Raw genomic sequence first — 17,338 nt, forward strand, 5'->3', positions numbered from 1 at the left:
ATGGTCACTCCCGTTTCCCATCGGGTGGGGCGGGATTACGACAGGGGCTAGCGGCGGTTGGCGCGGTAGAGCCCCTGTTGATCAATATAGTGCGCAACCGACTCGGGCAAGAGGTAGCGGGTGTCTTGCCCCGCATCCAGCAAGGCCCGCAGTCGGGTGGCTGACAGTTCGATGGGCTGGTTGTCCGCCAGCCAGATATGACCGGCCAGACGCTGATGCAGCGCGTTGGCATCCGCGGTGTGATGGCGCGCCAGCAGCTGCGCCACCCCGGCCGGATAATCCGGTTGCCAGCCCGGCCGCACGCTCACCACCAGATGGGCATGGTCGAGCAGCTCCTGCCAGCGGTGCCAGCTTGGCAGGCTCAGCAGGGAATCCATCCCCATCAGAAAACAGAGCGGCGTCTCGGGCAGTTCACGACGCAGCTCGATCAGGGTATCGATGGTGTAAGAGGGCTTGTCCCGTCTCAGCTCACGCTCATCTACCACAAAGTGGTGGTTCTCCGCCGCCGCCAGTTTGACCATGGCAAGGCGCTGTTCGCTGGAGCAGAACGGATTGGCACGGTGGGGCGGGATATGGTTCGGGATCAGCCGCATCTCGGCCAGCCCGAGGGCATCGCGCGCCTCGATGGCCGGGCGCAGATGGCCGATATGGATAGGATCGAACGTGCCCCCCAGCAGGCCAATGGGCGCCTTCAGCACGGGCTGCTCTCCATAACCAGCGGCAGCGGGGTGCCATCACGAAAGCCGAGGGCAATGGTCTGCAGCATCAGCCACGCCTGTTCGGTATCGAAGCGGCGCTGGGCATCGTCCAGCTGGGCCATCAGTTGCCACAGTTGCTGCAACTTGGCAAACGGCAGGCGGGTCAGTGCTTGCTGAATGAGCTGCTGGCGGCTCTGCCAGATGCGCAAGCGGCTGAAGTGCTCACCCAGCGGCTGGCCGTTGCGCATCGCCAGCGACAGCTCGGTCAGCTGCTCCAGCTCGCGGCAGAGGGTCCAGGCCAGCATCCCCGGCTCGGTGCCTTCGGCCCGCAGAGCTGCCAGAATGCGCTGGGCCCGGTTCACCTTGCCCTCCAGCAGGGTATCAACCAGCTGGAACGGGGTGAAGTGGGCGTGGCGGATAATGGTCTCTTGCAGATAGGTGACGCTGATGGGCTGGGGCGGCGAGAGCAGGGTCAGCTTCTCGATCTCCTGGCTGGCGGCCAGCAGGTTGCCCTCGTAGGAGTGGCACATGAAGTTGATGGCATCCGGCAGCGCCTTGAGGCCGAAACGCGCAAAACGGCCGCTCATCCAGCGCGGGAAGAACTTGGGCTCCGGATGGTTGACCGGCACATAGGTGCCAATCTGGTAGAGCTTGTCGAACCAGGCTGCCTTCATCTGGGTCTGATTGAGGCGACCGCCACTCAGCACCAGCAGCAGGTCGGGATGAAGCTGCTTGCCAATTTCGCTGATACGGGCGGCCAGATCCTTGTCCACCTTGGCGGGCAGCTCCAGCTCGATGATCTGGCGGGCGGAGAAGAGGCTCATGGCCTGACAGGCATCGTAGACCTGATTCCAGTCCAGCCCCTGCTCCACCACGAAGGTGTGGCGCTCATCGAAACCCTGCTTGCGGGCGATCTGACGGATGGCATCGATGGCCTCCAGTCGCAACAGGGGCTCGTCGCCAAAAACGAGATAGCAGGGCCGAAGCCCTGCTTTGAGGTGGTCACCAAATTGTTCCGGGTAAATCCGCATCAGAAGCTGACCTGACTCAACTGCCGGATCACCTGATTGGCCGCCTGCTCCTGCATTTCGCGGTTGAGCTGCTCCTGCTCACGGGAGGAGGCGAGCGCTGCATCCGGCTTGTTGAGGAAGCTGCGGTTGAAGTTGATGGGGAAGACCTGAGTTGGCTTGCCCGGTACCGAGATGGTGAACTGGGTACCAAAGCCCAGCACATATTCGGTGTCCGTCCCCAGCGCGTTGACCGAGGCAACCTGACTGGTGCTGCCTACGCCGCCCAGAGTGAGCACCGGAATGCCCTCCTTGTCGGCCAGGGTCACGCCAGAGGCCTTCAGACGGGTGGTAACCATCCGGTAGAAGTCGCTCTTGTTGTCGCCCACGACCTTCATGGTCATCAGCTCGCTCGGAATGCCGTTACCGCGCATGTGAAAGCCGCAGCCTTGCAGCAGCAGACCTGCCAGCACGATGGCCATCCAGCGGGTGAAGATGGTGCCCATAGAAAATCCTCTTTGCATTAAGGGAAAGCGGCGGGCGCAGGGCCCGCCGTTATCATCCGTTTGCTGTCACAGATTGGCAATGATCAGTTGGCAGCCAATTAGTTAGCGACAATGTTGAGCTGTCATGGGCCGGTACGTCGTTACCCATGAGTGGCCACACAGTCAGCCAAGGTCGCCAAATGGTATGACATCAGTTGGCAACCGATCAGTTAGCGACAATATTGAGCAGCTTGCCAGGTACATAGATCACCTTGCGCACGGTCAGACCGTCGGTGAACTTCTGCACGGAGGCATCGGCCATTGCCAGCTTCTCGATGTCGGCCTGGCTGATCTCGGCCGGCACGGTCAGCTTGCCACGCATCTTGCCGTTGATCTGCACTACCACCAGTTTCTCGGTCTCGACCATGGCCGCTTCATCGGCCACCGGCCAGGCTGCGTGATCGATGTCGTCGCCCTTGCCCAGCATCTTCCACAGCTCGAAGCCGATGTGCGGAGTGATGGGGTAGAGCATGACTACCACGGCTTCCAGCGCTTCCTGCATCAGGGCGCGGTCCTGCTCGTCGCTACCCAGCTTGGCGAGGTTGTTCATCAGCTCCATGATGGCGGCGATGGCGGTGTTGAAGGTCTGACGGCGACCCACGTCATCACTCACCTTGGCGATGGTCTTGTGCAGTTCACGACGAATGGCTTTCTGCTCGTTGGTGAGAGCAGCGACATCGAGTGCGGCAACGGCGCCACCGGAGACGTGTTCGAAGGTGACGCGCCACAGGCGACGCAGGAAGCGCTGGGCACCCTCTACGCCGGAGTCGGACCACTCCAGAGTCATCTCGGCCGGAGAGGCGAACATCATGAACAGACGGACGGTATCGGCGCCGTAACGCTCGACCATCAACTGCGGGTCGATGCCGTTGTTCTTGGACTTGGACATCTTGGTCATACCGGAGTGAATCACTTCACGGCCTTCGTTGTCGATGGCCTTGGTGATGCGACCCTTTTCGTCACGCTCTACCTTGACGTCGGTCGGGCTGACCCAGACGTTGCCGCCCTTCTCGTCTTTATAGTAGAAGGCGTCGGCCAGCACCATGCCCTGGCAGAGCAGGCGCTTGAACGGCTCGTCGCTGTTGACCAGCCCTGCGTCACGCAGCAGCTTGTGGAAGAAGCGGGCATAGAGCAGGTGCATACAGGCGTGCTCGATGCCGCCGATGTACTGATCCACCGGCAGCCAGTGGTTGGCAGCCGCCGGGTCCAGCATGCCCTTGTCGTAGTCCGGAGAGCAGTAGCGCGCGTAGTACCAGGAGGACTCCATGAAGGTGTCGAAGGTATCGGTTTCGCGGAACGCTTCCTGACCGTTGTAGGTGGTCTTGGCCCACTCGGCGTCGGCCTTGATTGGGCTCTGGATGCCATCCATCACCACATCTTCCGGCAGCAGTACCGGCAGCTGGTCTTCCGGCGTCGGCACTACGGTACCGTCAGCCAGGGTCAGCATCGGGATGGGGGCACCCCAGTAGCGCTGACGGGAGACACCCCAGTCGCGCAGACGGAAGTTGACGGTGCGCTTGCCCTTGCCCAGCGTTTCCAGCTTGTTGGCGATGGCATCAAAGGCGCCCTGGAAGTCGAGACCGTCGAACTCGCCGGAGTTGAACAGCACGCCCTTCTCGGTGTAAGCGGCTTCGCTCACGTCGACGTCGCCATCAACCGGCTTGATGACCGCCTTGATGTCGAGGCCATATTTGGTGGCGAATTCGAAGTCACGTTGATCGTGGGCTGGTACCGCCATCACGGCGCCGGTGCCATAGTTCATCAGCACGAAGTTGGCGACCCAGACCGGCACCTTGCGGCCATCCAGCGGGTGAATGGCGTAGAGGCCAGTGGCCATGCCCTTCTTCTCCATGGTGGCCAGTTCGGCTTCGGCTACCTTGGTGTTCTTGCACTCTTCGATAAAGGCTGCCAGTTCCGGATTGTTTTCGGCGGCCTGCTGGGCCAGCGGGTGGCCAGCGGCGATACCGACATAGGTGACGCCCATGAAGGTGTCCGGACGGGTGGTGTAGACCTCCAGCTGCTCAGCCTGACCCTCGATGGCGAAGCTGATGTTGACCCCTTCGGAGCGGCCAATCCAGTTGCGCTGCATGGTCTTGACCATCTCCGGCCAGCCTTCCAGATTGTCGATGTCGTTGAGCAGCTCTTCAGCGTAGTCGGTGATCTTGATGAACCACTGGGGGATCTCTTTCTGCTCCACCGGGGTGTCACAGCGCCAGCAGCAGTTGTCGACCACCTGCTCGTTGGCCAGTACGGTCATGTCGTTCGGGCACCAGTTGACGGAGGAGGTCTTCTTGTAGACCAGACCCTTCTCGTAGAGCTTGGTGAAGAACCACTGTTCCCAGCGGTAGTAGTCCGGCTTGCAGGTGGCGACTTCACGATCCCAGTCATAACCCAGACCCAGCATCTTCAGCTGGTTCTTCATGTATTCGATGTTTTCGTAGGTCCAGGGGGCCGGCGCCGTGTTGTTCTTGATGGCGGCGTTTTCCGCCGGCAGACCGAACGCATCCCAACCGATGGGTTGCAGCACGTTCTTGCCATTGAGGCGTTGATAACGGGAGATCACATCACCTATGGTGTAGTTGCGAACGTGCCCCATGTGTAGACGACCAGACGGATAGGGGAACATGGAGAGGCAGTAGAACTTCTCTTTGTCTACTTTTTCCACGGCCTTGAAGGTTTTCTTGGCATCCCAGTGCTTCTGCACTGCTGGTTCGATTGATTGGGGAACGTATTGCTCTTGCATTGGTGACATCCGGATCTGTGAAATGAATAGATAAATCAGCTGGGAAATCGCAATAGAATACCCATATCCTGCGGCGGCAACAACCGCCAGCATCCGTCAAGCCTGAAGCCGGGCCAGAAAGGGATTTAGCAGAGGAGTAACAGCCATGGACAAACGTCAAAAAGGGTATGAAACCTTCATTGCCGAACTGCAAAAGCAGTGGCAAGAGACAGAGCAGTTCCAGGGGGAGCGCCTCAACCGGATGATTGCCAAGGTGCAGGCCTATCTGGAGGCAGCAAGTGACCTCACTCAGGACGAGCTGGCGCTGATCGCCGAGTATGTGAAGCGGGATCTGGGCAACTATGACGAGGGGCGCAAGGATGAGCTGGTGGAGGAGTCTGCCTTTATGCTGGCGCTCAAAGATACCGCCTGGTCCTGGCTGGCGGATGTGACCGACCGCGCCCAGGTGGAGTGGCGCGAGCTGGCCGACGAGCTGGAGCACAAGGGCGTCTATGAGGCGGGCGACTGGGTGGGGCTTGGGGTCATGGTGTGCGACCAGTGTGGCTGGCGCCATACCGTGCTACACCCACAACAGCTCGATACCTGCCCCGAATGTGGCTGCGCCGAGTATCATCGCGAGCCGCTCTCGCCCTGAGTCATGCCATCAATGTGGACGAGATAACGAGAAAAAGGCGCCATCAGGCGCCTTTTTCTTGCTTGCAGGTTTCGTCGGGACGTTTACTTGCCCGCGACGGAGAGGCCGCCAAAACGGATCTGCGGGGCGTAGAAGCCCTTGCCGTCGTTGTGGTGCAGGGTATCGCCGACCGCTTCCAGCTCGCCCAGCAGGCGGTAGAAGTTGCCTGCTACCGTGATGCCGCGCACCGGCTGCAGGCGAACTCCATCGCGGCAGAGGAACCCTGATGCGCCAAACGAGAAGTCGCCGCTCACCGCATCGGCACCCGAATGCAGACCGTCCAGCTTGACCAGCTCCAGATAGTCGCCGCTCTGCACCTCCGCTTCGCTATGGGGGCCGGCGCCAAACACCAGATGGCGAGCGGTCACATCGAGGGCGCTGCGGGCACCGCGGGCGGCCGAGCCGTTGCTGGCGACGCCAAAGTGGCGGGCGGTGGCGCTGTTGTGGAGCAGGGTTTTGAGTTCCCCTTCGCCAATCAGCAGCAGATCCGAGCTGGCCGCCCCCTCGCCATCAAACGCCTTGATGTTCATGCCGCCCGGCATATAGACCCGGCTCTCCAGGGTGAGCCAGCGCGAGGCGACGCTCTGTCCCACCTTCTCCCGCCAGGGGTTGATCCCCTGCTGGGCCCACTTGCCCGACAGCACACCCTGAAAGCAGCCAAACAGGCTGGCAAAGCAGTTGGTACTGAAGATGACGCTGTAGCGACCGCTCGGCACCGCTTCACCGGGCAGCAGACCATCGGCGATGGCGTAGATCTGCTCGATTAGGGCCTGACTATCCAGCTCGTCGAAGCGACGGCCATACTGCCCCTGCGAGTGCATCGACTGGCGGCTATCCCGTTCCACCAGCGCCGAGGTGTAGCAGCCGACGCTGAACTCGCCGTGCTGGCAGAGGGTACCCTGACTGTTGGCGAGCCAGAGCTGGCTCTCACCTTCGAAGAAGCTGTTGTAGGGGGCGCCGCTCACATCGGGCATGGTCAGCATGTCTGATTCGAGGCGCAGGGCCAGGGCGATCTTCTTCTCAACCGGCGTGGTATCGGGCTGGTTGATCTCGGCGCAATCTGTGGTGATCCGGCTATTGGCCACCGAGATGCGCTGATCCGGATCCACCTTGGCAAAGCGGCTGGCATCGAGCGCATCCTGCAGCATGGCATCCAGCGCCAGCTCATCGAGGGATTCCGAGTAGGCGATGCCGACCCGACCCTCTTTGATCAGGCGAATACCGAGCTGCTGGCTGCTGGTGACCTTGTATTCACCCAGCTCGCCCTTGTCTGCCTTGAGGGAGAAGGCCTTCTCCTGATTGGCGATGATGTCTGCCTCGGCGTTGAGGTCGGCCACCTTGTCGAGCAGGCGGGTGAGCAGTTGATTCATGTCGATGGTGCTCATCAGGCGTTCCCTCCCACCAGAATGTTGTCCACTTTCAGCGCCGGCTGGCCCACCGAGGTGGGCACCGAGCCCGAGACCGAGCCGCACATACCGGCGGCCAGCGCCAGATTGCTGCCCACCATGGAGATCTCTTTCAGCACCTGCGGGCCGGTACCGATCAGGGTGGCTGACTTGAGCGGCTTGGTGATTTTGCCGTGCTCGATGAGGTAGGCCTCCTGTACATTGAAGTTGAACTCGCCGGTGCCGGGCTGTACCGAGCCGCCCCCCATCTTCTTGGCGTAGATGCCGTGCTCTACCGTGGCCAGCATATCGTCGAGGCTGTGGTGGCCCGGTTCGATATAGGTGTTGCGCATGCGCGAGGTGGGGGCGTACTTGTAGGATTCGCGCCGCCCCGAGCCGGTGCGTGCGTAGCCCGTTTTGAGGGCACCCATTCTGTCCACCAGAAAGCCGGTCAGTACGCCGTCCTTGATGAGCTGGGTATGCTGGGTCGCCATCCCCTCGTCATCGACGTTGATGGAGCCCCAGGCGTTGCCTTGCAGTCCCTCGTCCACCGCATTGACCACCGGATTGGCGATAAGCTGGCCCATCTTGTCGTGGAACACCGACGCCTTCTTGGCCACCGAGGTGGTCTCCAGCAGATGACCGCACGCCTCGTGGAAGATGACGCCGCCAAAGCCGTTCTCCATGATGACCGGCAGGGTGCCGCTCGGGCAGGGAGCCGCGCCCAGTTTCACCAGTGCCTGACGGGTGGCGGTGAGGGCCAGCTCGCGCGGATCGATGCGATCGGCATGCTCCCACCCCATCAGGGCGCCGGGGGCCTCGTAACCGACGCTCTGCTCGCTCCCTTCCATGGCGATGGTCTGGGCCATGATGCGGTTGTAGTGGCGGCGATCGGCGACTTGCAGCCCTTCGCTGTTGAAGATTTCCACCTCTTGCTCCCAGCCCAGCACGTTGCCGGAGAACTGGCTCACCTTGTCGCTCTCGGCGCGGGCCGCCGCATCCATGGCGTGCAGATAGGCGATCTTCTGCTCCAGCAGCTTGTCTGCCGACAAGGGCAGGGCCACCGGGTTGCGATCGCTCAGGCGGGTGAAATCGAAGGCGGTGGCGGTCACCACGGGGTCGCGGCGGTCTTTGGCCGCCAGCAGGGTGACGATGCGCAGCAGCTCGTCGCGGCTGGCCAGATTGGTGTAGCCGTAGAGTACCTTGTGGCCGTAGCAGAGGCGCACGCCGATGCCGAAATCGAGGCCACCGCTGATGTTCTCTATCTGGCTGGAGAGCAGGCTGAGCTGGCTGCGGCGCTTGCGCTCGACAAACAGCTCGGCAAAATCGGCACCCAGCGCCAGCGCGTGATCGAGCACGTCACGGGCAATGGCGGGGGCCAACAGGGAGAATGGAGTCATAGAATATCCTTTTCTGGTCTGTCCGTTTGCTTCCGACATCCGGCTCTGATTGTTATGGGATGTCGAGTCCATTGTTGCAGACCAGCACAAAAAAGTCGCTATAGCGTCATGCGATGATACCGATTGAGAAAATCGGTGCGATAACTGCGCCCGGCAGCCAGGGCCAGGCGCTCAGAGTCGTTTTGCCAAAACGTGGGAAAGATCAGAGCAGGGCGTGGATTTCGCTCAGGATCTGCTCGACCCACTGCTCGATGCGCGGATCGGTCTGGTCATATTGGTTGGCATCATCGAGGGCCAGCCCGACGAAGTGACGGCCATCGTCGATCAGTGCCTTGGAGGCATCGAATTCGTACCCTTCGTTGGGCCAGTAGCCCACCAGCTTGACCCCTTTTGGCACCAGCTGATCGTGCAGCATGCCGAGGGCGTCCTGGAACCATTCACCATAACCGAGCTGATCGCCGAGGCCAAACAGGGCCACGATGCGCCCCTCCAGATGGAGATCGGTGATATCTTCCCAGCGGGACTCCCAGTCCTCCTGCAGTTCGCCAAAATCCCAGGTGGAGATGCCGAGGATCAGGATCTCGTAATCCTCCATCCGGCGCAGGGAGACATCCTTGATATTGTGAATATCCACCAGCTCGGGGCCGATGAGGGCGCGGATCTTCTCGGCAGCCATCTCGGTGTAGCAGGTGGTGGAACCGTAAAACAGACCAATCTTCATCGCTCTTCTCTCTGTTGGCGCTTTCTCGCTTGCTTTTGGCGCGTTCTCGCATGCTCGTGTGGGCTGCGCCATGTTGGCAACACGATGGGTAACGTAAGGGGAGGGCGCCAGTCTAGCAGATTGCCATTCGACCTTCACCGCCCGGCAAGGGGCGTGGCAAACGTGCCTTATCTTTCCAATGAAAGTGCCTTGTCTTTCCAAGGAGTTGACGCGTTACAATGGGCCATCGATCCCCTGATTGCAGCGCACCATGAGCAAACCCGACCCCCATCCCCTGATTGAACCCTTTCTCGACGCCCTCTGGCTGGAGCGGGGATTGTCTGACAACACGGTCAGCTCCTATCGCAGCGATCTGGAGAAGTTCTCCCTCTGGCTCGACGAGCAGGGGAGCTCGCTGCTGCTGGCAGGGATGGACGAGATCCAGCACTACCTCGCCTGGCGGGTCGATCACCAGTTTGCGGCGAGCAGCACCGCCCGCTTCCTGTCGGCCCTGCGCCGCTTTTACCAGTACCTTAACCGCGAGAAGCTGCGCAGCGATGATCCGACCGTGCTGCTGGAGGGGCCCAAGCTGCCGAAAAAACTACCCTCAGATTTAAGCGAAGCGGAAGTGGAGGCACTCTTGAGTGCGCCGCTGGTGGATGACCCGCTGGAGCTGCGGGACAAGGCGATGCTGGAGCTGCTCTACGCCACCGGGCTGCGGGTTTCCGAGCTGGTGGGGCTTACTGCCGAGCATGTCAGTTTGCGTCAGGGCTTGGTGCGCGTAGTGGGCAAGGGCAACAAGGAACGGTTGGTGCCGATGGGCGAGGAGGCGATGTACTGGCTGGAGCGTTACTACCGGGAGGCCCGTACCCTGCTGCTGGGGGGCTCCAGCTCGGATGTGGTGTTTCCCTCCAAGCAGGCCCGTATGATGACCCGCCAGACCTTCTGGCATCGCATCAAGCTCTATGCCCTGCGGGCCGGGATAAACGGTGAGCTGTCCCCCCATACCTTGCGCCACGCCTTCGCCACCCATCTGCTCAACCACGGCGCCGACTTGCGGGTGGTGCAGATGCTGCTGGGCCATGCGGATCTCTCCACCACCCAAATCTACACCCATGTGGCCAACGAGCGACTTAAGGCGCTGCACGGGGAGCATCACCCCAGAGCCTGAGTGGCTGGCCTCCCAAAAACAAAAAACCGCCAGCAGGCGGTTTTTTTATCTCTACACGACAGGAGATGGCGCTTATTTCCCTTGCTGGGATTTCAGCAGATCACGGATCTCGGTCAGCAGCTCCTGATCCTTGGTCGGGCCTGCCGGGGCGGCGGCTTCCTCTTCCTGCTTCTTCTTCAGGGTGTTGATGGCCTTCAGTCCCATGAAGATGGCGAAGGAGATGATCAGAAAGTCGATGATGGTCTGGATGAACTTGCCATAGGCGATGACCACGGCGGGTGTTGTACCTTCTGCGGCCTTCAGGGTGACAGCTAGGTCGCTGAAGTCCACGCCGCCCAGGATCAGGCCGATGGGCGGCATGATCACGTCACCGACAAAAGAGGAGACAATTTTGCCGAAGGCGGCACCAATGATGATACCGACCGCCATATCGATGACGTTGCCGCGAGCGGCAAAGGCTTTGAACTCTTGAATCAGACTCATTATTTCCTCCGAAATTAAACAAGATAGCGCGTTGATTACCCTTGCCAAAGGGCGAACTCTTGTCAGGAAAAACAGAGGCTAAGCCGCGTTGTTCCTGTCGTCCTGACTAGCTTGCGGGCGTTATGAGTCCTTGGCAATCGGGGGGAACCATTTTTTTGGTACAAAGTGATATTAATTTTTTGGTAAGTAGCTGGTTGAATGATGAGCTGTGCTACTGTAGTTTGCTGGGTCGATTCATTCATACCACGTGAGTAAACAAGTGAAGTATTTACTACTGGGAATGATGCTTTTGTGCACATTTGCTGCCAGAGCGGGGATGGATACCCAAGCCTTGAAACAGACCATCACAGCCCGGCTGGGGGTCCCCGTCTATCTGGTTGAACCGACCCCGATCGCGGGGTTGTATATGCTGGGCACCTCACAGGGGGTGCTCTACAGCGATGCCAAAGGGGATTATGTGGTGCAGGGGGTTATGCTGGATATGACCCGCGACATGAAGAACCTGACCATCTCGGGTATGCGCGAGCAGCGCCGACTTGGTTTGGCGCAGGTGGCTCATGCCCCCATTGTGCTCAAGGCCCGGGATGAGCGTCACCGGGTTGCGCTGTTTCTCGGTGAGCAGGATGCCAAACGTCGTCAGCTCTCCGGCACCTTGCAACACCTGCAGGCATCCGGGGTGAGCGTGGCTCTCTATCCGGTGATTGATCACGCCGAACGGGCCGCCGACTGGTGCAGCGATCCCCTGCTGCAAAATGATCCGTTAAAAGCCTATTTGCCTCAAACGGCATGTAGTGAGACCCTTATCCAAAATATTGGCCTGAGCCAATGGTTGGGGGTCAAGGTACTGCCGGCCTGGGTCTCCTCCGACGGGGATCTGGTGCGCGGGTATCAGAGCCCCGAACAGCTGCTCAAGATACTGGATCATATTGATGTCCCTGCAAATCCGTCGTCGTCCGCGAGTTGATGATTCCCATCTGCCTGCCACCTTGCATCCTCTGCTTCGCCAAATCTTCGCCAGTCGTGGCGTAGAGGATCCCGCCCTGCTGGAGCGCAGCGCCAGCCAGCTGTTGCCGCCCCAGCGCCTTTATGGGATGGAGCAGGCGGTGCCGCTGCTGGCGGATGCCCTGATTGTCCAGAAACGGATTCTGATTGTCGGCGACTTCGACTGCGATGGTGCCACCAGTTCGGCGCTGTGTGTGCTGGCCCTGCGCGCCATGGGCGGTCGCCACATCGATTTTCTGGTGCCCAACCGCTTCGAGTTTGGCTATGGCCTTACCCCCGAAATTGTCGAGCTGGCGGTGGCGCGCGGCGCCGAGTTCCTGATCACGGTGGATAACGGCATCTCCAGCATCGCCGGGGTGGCGGCTGCCAAGGCGGCCGGCATGCAGGTACTGGTTACCGATCACCATTTGCCGGGTCAGGAGCTGCCTGACGCCGATGCCATCGTCAACCCGAACCAGCGCGGTTGCGATTTCCCCTCCAAGTCGCTGGCCGGGGTGGGGGTAGCCTTTTACCTGATGGCGGCCCTCAACACCCATCTGCGTCAGCTTGGCTGGTACGAACGGCAAGGGTTGCGAGCCCCCAATGTGGCGGATTACCTCGACCTGGTGGCCCTTGGCACGGTCGCCGACGTGGTGGCGCTCGATGGCAACAACCGCATTCTGGTCCATCAGGGGTTGCAGCGGATCCGGGCTGGCCGTTGTCGCCCCGGCATTCAGGCGCTGGTGGATGTGTCGGGCCGCGATGGTCGCCGCCTCACTGCCGCCGACCTCGGCTTTGCGCTGGGGCCGCGCCTCAACGCGGTAGGGCGCCTCGATGACATGTCCCTCGGGGTCGCCTGTCTGCTCTGTGATGATCTTAATCTGGCGCGCCAGCTTGCGGCCGAGATGGACAGCCTCAATCAGGAGCGCAAGGAGATCGAGCAGGGGATGCAGCAGGAGGCCCTCGCCACCCTGGAGCAGATCCGGTTTCGCGATGGCGAGGTGCCGTCGGGCATAGTGCTGCACCGCAACGAGTGGCATCAGGGGGTGGTGGGGCTGGTGGCTTCCAAGGTGAAGGAGAAGTACTACCGCCCGGTCATTGCCTTTGCCGAGAGCAGCGAGAGCGAGCTCAAGGGCTCCGGCCGCTCCATCCCCGGCGTGCACCTGCGCGATGCGCTGGAACTGCTCGATACCCGCCACCCGGGCCTGATGGGCAAGTTTGGCGGCCACGCCATGGCGGCAGGGCTGACCCTGCCCAAGGCCAATATCGAGGCGTTCGGTCGGGCCTTTGAGGCTGTCATCAGTCAGCTGGTGACACCGGAGCTTTTGACCGGGGTGTTGCTCACCGATGGCGAGTTGTTGCCGGATGAGCTTACCCTCGAGCTGGCGGAGCTTATTCGCGCCTCCGGCCCCTGGGGTCAGGCCTTCCCCGAGCCGCTGTTTGACGGCGAGTTCGTGCTGGTGCAGCAGCGGCTGGTGGGGGAGAAGCACCTCAAGATGATGCTGACAACCGATTCTGGTCACGCGGTGGATGCCATCGCCTTCGGCGTCGATCTCAAGCGCTGGCCCGATGCCTCGGTCAAGCGGGTGCGGCTTGTCTACCGGCTCGATGTCAACGAGTGGCGCGGCAACCGCAGCGTGCAGCTGCTGGTGGAGCATCTGGAGGCGGGCGGTCTCTGAGCCGGTAGCATCGCTGCTCTATCGCCGCTTTATCACAGATAGCGCTGACAACGGCCACCCTCGGGTGGCCATTTTTGTTGGCGGATTTCTGGAAAAGGGCGTTGACCCGTCTATAGCTTCACAGTTTAAGCTCGTCTCTATCGGGTCACCTGAGGGCCCTCACCGTGAGTGATTGCCATGAAAATATCCGAACTGGCCCGCCGCTGCGGCCTCGCCCGCTCCACCCTGCTCTATTACGAGAAGCTGGGGGTGATTGCCGGCACCCGGGCCGCCAACGGCTATCGCCACTATGACGAGGGGGATCTGCAGCGACTGCAGATGGTGCAGGCCCTGCAGGCAGGTGGCCTCAGCCTCAAGCAGTGCCTCGCCTGTCTGGCTGGCGAGATAGATCAGGCGGCATTGCAGGCCCGGGTCAGGGAGCTGGATGAGGAGCTGGCGCGGATGCAGCGCGCCCGGGATCTGTTGGCGGATCTGGCAGGGCTGCGCCCGCGCTCCGGTGAGGAATTCAAGGCCTGGCAGCTGCAGCTGCAGCGCGAGGCACCGGAGGCCTACTTCGCTTGGGTGATGAAACAGGGTTTTAGCGAGAAAGATCGCTACCACTTGCAATGGTTGAGCAAAGACATGAATGAACATGAGCGTTACATCAAGGACTTTATCCAGCTGCTGGATGGCATGAGTTACTGGGGGCCGGGGGATCGCGCCTTCACTCAGCAGCAGTTTGCCGCCTTGCCCATCCGGCCGCGCCGGATCCTCGACATGGGCTGCGGGCGCGGTGCCTCGACCATGGCGCTGGCTCAGGTGACCGATGCCGCCATCGTAGCCATCGATCTGGAAGAGGAGGCACTGGCCGCCGTGGCGGACTCCGCCCGTGCAGCGGGCTTTGAGCATGTCTCCACCCTCTGCGCCAACATGGCGGCACTGCCGGACGATCTGGCCCCGGCCGACCTCATCTGGGCAGAGGGGAGTGCTTACGTGATGGGGGTTGCTAATGCGCTGAAGGCGTGGCGTCCGCTGCTCGCGAGCCCGCAGGCTTGCATCGTGCTGAGTGATGCGGTCTGGCTGACCGATAACCCGCCCGAGAAGGCGTTGGCATTCTGGCAGCAGGATTATCCCGCCATGCAGACGCTGGCGGGCCTGCTTGAGACGATACAAGCGGCAGGCTACCGCTGCCTGTCACACACTCCGTTGCCGATGAGCGCCTGGAACAACTATCTGGACCCTATTGAGGTCAATCTGGTGCGCTATCGAGACGAGCTGGGGGAGAGTGCCGCCTGGCAGGACTTGAGCCGGGAAGTAGCCATCCACCGCCAATATCTGGGCAGTTACGGCTATGTGATCTGCTGCCTGCAGGCGATGTGAAGAGGATGGCTATTGCCATTGAGGGTGAGCCAGTGATCGGACGGGGGAGCAGATGCTCCCCCATTTGTTTTAGTTTTTAAATGCCAAGTTCAGTGATAATTAAGTGTTTAGTGCTGATTTGCATGATTAGGTGAATATCAAAATCCAATAAAGTGATGGCTTGTGATATATTTATCCCCGCATTCCTGTCATCCCTGAAGGAGCTCGATCCTTGCCTCTTGCCAGTCGCTTACCCCCAAGCCGCATACAGTACGGTGCAATGGCCTTTGCCATCGCCTGCATTCTGTGGCTCGCTGCTTTTGCCGCAGCTGGGCTGAGCGCCGTTTCGCAGGGGCCATCTGCCGGGGCGATGGCGGGGATGGCACTGCAAGACCCGCTCAACCAACGTCTGGTCGACACGGTCGGTTTGCTGCCGGGCAACCAGTGGCGCCACGAGGTCGAGCAGGGGCGGCGGTTGGCGAAGGAGCGGGACGGCCATCTCTACCAGATGCTGCTGGCCTGGTTCCAGCACGACATCCTCGGCCTGTATGGAGATGGTATTCACCTGACAGTTGCCCACAAAAGGGAGTGGTCATACGGCTTCAAACCGGATAACAAAACGGTACCCCTACCGTGTTATCTGGAGTCACCGTATGACCACCAACGAGAAAGTAGCACGTCGCAAACTCAGCCTGCTAGAGCTCGCCAAAGAGCTCAATAACGTCAGTAAAGCCTGCAAGCTCATTGGCTACAGCCGCCAGCAGTTCTACGAAATTCGCCGTAATTACCAGACCTATGGCGCCGAGGGCTTGCTCGACAAATTGCCGGGCTGTAAAGGGGCTCATCCCAATCGGGTTGCGCCCGAGATTGAACAGGCCATCCTCGATTACTCCCTCACCAGACCAACTCAAGGCCCGCTGCGGGTCGCGCAAGAACTGGCTCTGTAAGGCATCAATGTCAGTGCGGGCGGTGTGCGTGGCGTGTGGCAACGGCACGACTTGCTCTCTAAACACGACCGCTTGCTGCGCCTTGAGAAAACTCACCGTGAGCAGACCATTGAGCTCAATGACGAGCAAATTCGCCTGTTAGAACGATTCAGTCCCGAGTTCCGAGAACGCCAGATTGAGGTTCATTACACCGGAGAACTGGTGGCGGTCGACACCTTCTTCGTCGGCGCGCTCAAGGGGGTTGGCAAGGTGTATCTACAAACCGTGCTGGACTGCTACAGTCGCCACGCCTGGGGACGGCTCTACACCAGCAAGCTGCCGGTGACCTCGGTTCATGTGCTCAATGAAACGGTGCTGCCGTTTTTCGAGGCCCACGAGGCGCGGGTCTATACCATCCTGTCGGACAACGGGCGCGAGTTCTGTGGGCGCCCAGACCACCATCCCTACGAGCTGTTCCTGCAACTGGAGGGGATTGAGCACCGAACCACCAAGGTGCGCAGGCCGCAGAGCAACGGCTTTATCGAGCGGCTGCATCGAACCTTGCTGGATGAACACTTCCGCATCAAGGGGAGGACGACCTGGTATGAGTCGGTAGAGCAGATGCAGACAGACCTGGATAGCTATCTGGTGCACTACAACACCCAGCGGCCACATCAGGGCAGGATGATGGAGGGTCAAACCCCCTACAGCATGTTCAAGAAGGGTCTGAAATTGATACCGAAGGAAGTGCGCTCTAAAGTAGCGTAAACAAGACACCGGTTTGAGGCCGGTGTCAGGTGATAACTAGATCTGTACACTCGGCCTGCTCTGTGGCCTGTTGTTCTTTGTGCCGCTGATCTATGTCAGACAAGCTTGTGGCCACGTTGGCTATCTGCATAAACGGCAACTCTGCGGCCACCATCTGCCATTTCGCTTCTGTCACGGCGACTAGCTCACCCTGCTGGCGGACGCTCATCCACGCTTTCACACTGCTTTTAACGCTCCTGATTGACTGACGGGGCAGGCTGACACCTGCTGCCTGCGCTCTATCGTCCGGTGCTGCGTCCGCGCTTTCTGTTGTTTCGTCCATGCTGCTGGCCATCGGCCAGAGGCAGACTTTCTCTTTGCGCAAACACCTGGTGAGCACACCTATGGACTACTACCTCAACCTGTTTATTCACTCAATATTTGTCGAAAACCTCGCCCTGGCGTTCTTTCTGGGGATGTGTACTTTTCTGGCCGTCTCGAAGAACATCAACACCGCCTTTGGCCTTGGCATGACGATCCTGGTGGTGATGGTGATCGCTATTCCCCTCAACAACTTGATTTACCGTCATATCTTGCGGGCAGGCAGTACCTTTTTCGGGGAATTCGATCTGGGATTTCTCGATTACATCATCTACATCGGGGTGTTGGCGGCGCTGGTGCAGGTGATGGAGATGGTGCTCGACAAGTACGTTCCGGCGCTCTATCAGGCGCTCGGCATCTATCTGCCGCTGTTGACGGTGCACTGCGCCATCTTTGGTGGGGTGATGTTTATGGCGCAGCGGGATTACGATTTTGCCGAGTCGCTGGTCTACAGCGCAGGCTCGGGGCTTGGCTGGCTGCT

16 protein-coding genes and 1 pseudogene are annotated in these 17,338 nt (G+C 60.4%); 8 read left to right on the plus strand and 9 right to left on the minus strand.

From position 1 onward, the window contains the following. Positions 1-47: 47 nt before the first annotated feature. From nadD to leuS, 4 genes are all read right to left on the minus strand, one after another. Entirely contained in the window at positions 48-698 is a 651-nt protein-coding gene (nadD, locus tag ACTG27_RS21850) for a nicotinate-nucleotide adenylyltransferase (protein ID WP_439980460.1), read from the minus strand. Next, a complete protein-coding gene (holA, locus tag ACTG27_RS21855; protein WP_439980461.1) occupies positions 692-1,729 on the minus strand; it encodes a DNA polymerase III subunit delta in 1,038 nt (345 codons plus the stop codon). The genes nadD and holA overlap by 7 nt, the downstream gene beginning before the upstream one ends. Continuing rightward, a complete protein-coding gene (locus tag ACTG27_RS21860; protein ID WP_005335160.1) occupies positions 1,729-2,211 on the minus strand; it encodes an LPS-assembly lipoprotein LptE in 483 nt (160 codons plus the stop codon). The genes holA and ACTG27_RS21860 overlap by 1 nt, the downstream gene beginning before the upstream one ends. 205 nt (positions 2,212-2,416) lie before the next feature. After that, the gene (leuS, locus tag ACTG27_RS21865; protein WP_439980462.1) at positions 2,417-4,993 is read right to left on the minus strand and encodes a leucine--tRNA ligase; all 2,577 of its coding nucleotides are present in this window, start codon (positions 4,991-4,993) and stop codon (positions 2,417-2,419) included. 145 nt (positions 4,994-5,138) lie between these two features. Here leuS and ACTG27_RS21870 point away from each other — a divergent pair, with 145 nt between their 5' ends. Then, on the plus strand, positions 5,139-5,627 hold the full coding sequence (locus ACTG27_RS21870) for a zinc ribbon-containing protein (RefSeq protein ID WP_439980463.1): 489 nt from the start codon (positions 5,139-5,141) through the stop codon (positions 5,625-5,627). Between the two features lie 83 nt (positions 5,628-5,710). Here ACTG27_RS21870 and ACTG27_RS21875 read toward each other — a convergent pair whose 3' ends face one another. The 3 genes from ACTG27_RS21875 to fldB form a co-directional block, all read right to left on the minus strand. Beyond that, the gene (locus tag ACTG27_RS21875) at positions 5,711-7,051 is read right to left on the minus strand and encodes a TldD/PmbA family protein (RefSeq protein WP_158109866.1); all 1,341 of its coding nucleotides are present in this window, start codon (positions 7,049-7,051) and stop codon (positions 5,711-5,713) included. After that, positions 7,051-8,451 (minus strand): TldD/PmbA family protein, encoded by a 1,401-nt coding sequence (locus ACTG27_RS21880; protein WP_439980466.1) that lies wholly within the window; start codon positions 8,449-8,451, stop codon positions 7,051-7,053. The genes ACTG27_RS21875 and ACTG27_RS21880 overlap by 1 nt, the downstream gene beginning before the upstream one ends. Positions 8,452-8,653: 202 nt before the next feature. Further along, positions 8,654-9,172 carry a flavodoxin FldB gene (gene fldB, locus ACTG27_RS21885; RefSeq protein WP_042082737.1) on the minus strand — a complete coding sequence of 173 codons (519 nt, stop codon included), beginning with the start codon at positions 9,170-9,172 and terminating at the stop codon, positions 8,654-8,656. Between the two features lie 250 nt (positions 9,173-9,422). Between fldB and xerD the strand changes: the two genes are divergently transcribed. After that, a complete protein-coding gene (xerD, locus tag ACTG27_RS21890) occupies positions 9,423-10,322 on the plus strand; it encodes a site-specific tyrosine recombinase XerD (protein WP_439980468.1) in 900 nt (299 codons plus the stop codon). A 72-nt stretch (positions 10,323-10,394) separates the two neighbouring features. Here the strand turns inward: xerD and mscL are convergent, their stop codons facing one another. Beyond that, on the minus strand, positions 10,395-10,805 hold the full coding sequence (mscL, locus tag ACTG27_RS21895; protein WP_042054731.1) for a large-conductance mechanosensitive channel protein MscL: 411 nt from the start codon (positions 10,803-10,805) through the stop codon (positions 10,395-10,397). Positions 10,806-11,121: 316 nt separating this feature from the next. Here mscL and ACTG27_RS21900 point away from each other — a divergent pair, with 316 nt between their 5' ends. The 5 genes and pseudogenes from ACTG27_RS21900 (at position 11,122) to ACTG27_RS21920 (ending at position 16,497) form a co-directional block, all read left to right on the plus strand. Continuing rightward, positions 11,122-11,769 carry a disulfide isomerase DsbC N-terminal domain-containing protein gene (locus ACTG27_RS21900; protein ID WP_005335146.1) on the plus strand — a complete coding sequence of 216 codons (648 nt, stop codon included), beginning with the start codon at positions 11,122-11,124 and terminating at the stop codon, positions 11,767-11,769. Beyond that, complete coding sequence (recJ, locus tag ACTG27_RS21905; protein ID WP_439980469.1) at positions 11,735-13,465, plus strand: single-stranded-DNA-specific exonuclease RecJ; 1,731 nt, start codon at positions 11,735-11,737, stop codon at positions 13,463-13,465. The genes ACTG27_RS21900 and recJ overlap by 35 nt, the downstream gene beginning before the upstream one ends. A 177-nt stretch (positions 13,466-13,642) precedes the next feature. Continuing rightward, on the plus strand, positions 13,643-14,824 hold the full coding sequence (locus tag ACTG27_RS21910) for a MerR family transcriptional regulator (RefSeq protein ID WP_439980470.1): 1,182 nt from the start codon (positions 13,643-13,645) through the stop codon (positions 14,822-14,824). Positions 14,825-15,083: 259 nt separating this feature from the next. Further along, entirely contained in the window at positions 15,084-15,524 is a 441-nt protein-coding gene (locus tag ACTG27_RS21915; protein ID WP_439980472.1) for a hypothetical protein, read from the plus strand. Continuing rightward, a pseudogene (locus ACTG27_RS21920) lies at positions 15,457-16,497 on the plus strand (IS481-like element ISAs19 family transposase). The gene ACTG27_RS21915 and the pseudogene ACTG27_RS21920 overlap by 68 nt, the downstream one beginning before the upstream one ends. Before the next feature lie 25 nt (positions 16,498-16,522). On the opposite strand, the gene ACTG27_RS21925 reads toward ACTG27_RS21920, so the two are convergent. After that, a complete protein-coding gene (locus ACTG27_RS21925; protein ID WP_439980474.1) occupies positions 16,523-16,819 on the minus strand; it encodes a hypothetical protein in 297 nt (98 codons plus the stop codon). 61 nt (positions 16,820-16,880) lie between these two features. Here ACTG27_RS21925 and ACTG27_RS21930 point away from each other — a divergent pair. Continuing rightward, positions 16,881-17,338: NADH:ubiquinone reductase (Na(+)-transporting) subunit E (locus ACTG27_RS21930; protein ID WP_439980551.1), on the plus strand; the 458-nt coding region annotated here is incomplete at its 3' end.

Source organism: Aeromonas sp. 97A (genome assembly GCF_051919185.1).
Classification (GTDB): domain Bacteria; phylum Pseudomonadota; class Gammaproteobacteria; order Enterobacterales; family Aeromonadaceae; genus Aeromonas; species Aeromonas veronii.

What these genes read in the sequence shown, in the direction of transcription:
- holA (WP_439980461.1), bottom strand. Translation starts at nt 1,729, where the DNA reads ATGCGGATTTACCCGGAACAATTTGGTGACCACCTCAAAGCAGGGCTT.
- ACTG27_RS21860 (WP_005335160.1), bottom strand. Translation starts at nt 2,211, where the DNA reads ATGGGCACCATCTTCACCCGCTGGATGGCCATCGTGCTGGCAGGTCTG.
- leuS (WP_439980462.1), bottom strand. Translation starts at nt 4,993, where the DNA reads ATGCAAGAGCAATACGTTCCCCAATCAATCGAACCAGCAGTGCAGAAG.
- ACTG27_RS21870 (WP_439980463.1), top strand. Translation starts at nt 5,139, where the DNA reads ATGGACAAACGTCAAAAAGGGTATGAAACCTTCATTGCCGAACTGCAA.
- ACTG27_RS21875 (WP_158109866.1), bottom strand. Translation starts at nt 7,051, where the DNA reads ATGAGCACCATCGACATGAATCAACTGCTCACCCGCCTGCTCGACAAG.
- ACTG27_RS21880 (WP_439980466.1), bottom strand. Translation starts at nt 8,451, where the DNA reads ATGACTCCATTCTCCCTGTTGGCCCCCGCCATTGCCCGTGACGTGCTC.
- fldB (WP_042082737.1), bottom strand. Translation starts at nt 9,172, where the DNA reads ATGAAGATTGGTCTGTTTTACGGTTCCACCACCTGCTACACCGAGATG.
- xerD (WP_439980468.1), top strand. Translation starts at nt 9,423, where the DNA reads ATGAGCAAACCCGACCCCCATCCCCTGATTGAACCCTTTCTCGACGCC.
- mscL (WP_042054731.1), bottom strand. Translation starts at nt 10,805, where the DNA reads ATGAGTCTGATTCAAGAGTTCAAAGCCTTTGCCGCTCGCGGCAACGTC.
- ACTG27_RS21900 (WP_005335146.1), top strand. Translation starts at nt 11,122, where the DNA reads ATGGATACCCAAGCCTTGAAACAGACCATCACAGCCCGGCTGGGGGTC.
- recJ (WP_439980469.1), top strand. Translation starts at nt 11,735, where the DNA reads ATGTCCCTGCAAATCCGTCGTCGTCCGCGAGTTGATGATTCCCATCTG.
- ACTG27_RS21910 (WP_439980470.1), top strand. Translation starts at nt 13,643, where the DNA reads ATGAAAATATCCGAACTGGCCCGCCGCTGCGGCCTCGCCCGCTCCACC.
- ACTG27_RS21915 (WP_439980472.1), top strand. Translation starts at nt 15,084, where the DNA reads ATGGCCTTTGCCATCGCCTGCATTCTGTGGCTCGCTGCTTTTGCCGCA.
- ACTG27_RS21925 (WP_439980474.1), bottom strand. Translation starts at nt 16,819, where the DNA reads ATGGACGAAACAACAGAAAGCGCGGACGCAGCACCGGACGATAGAGCG.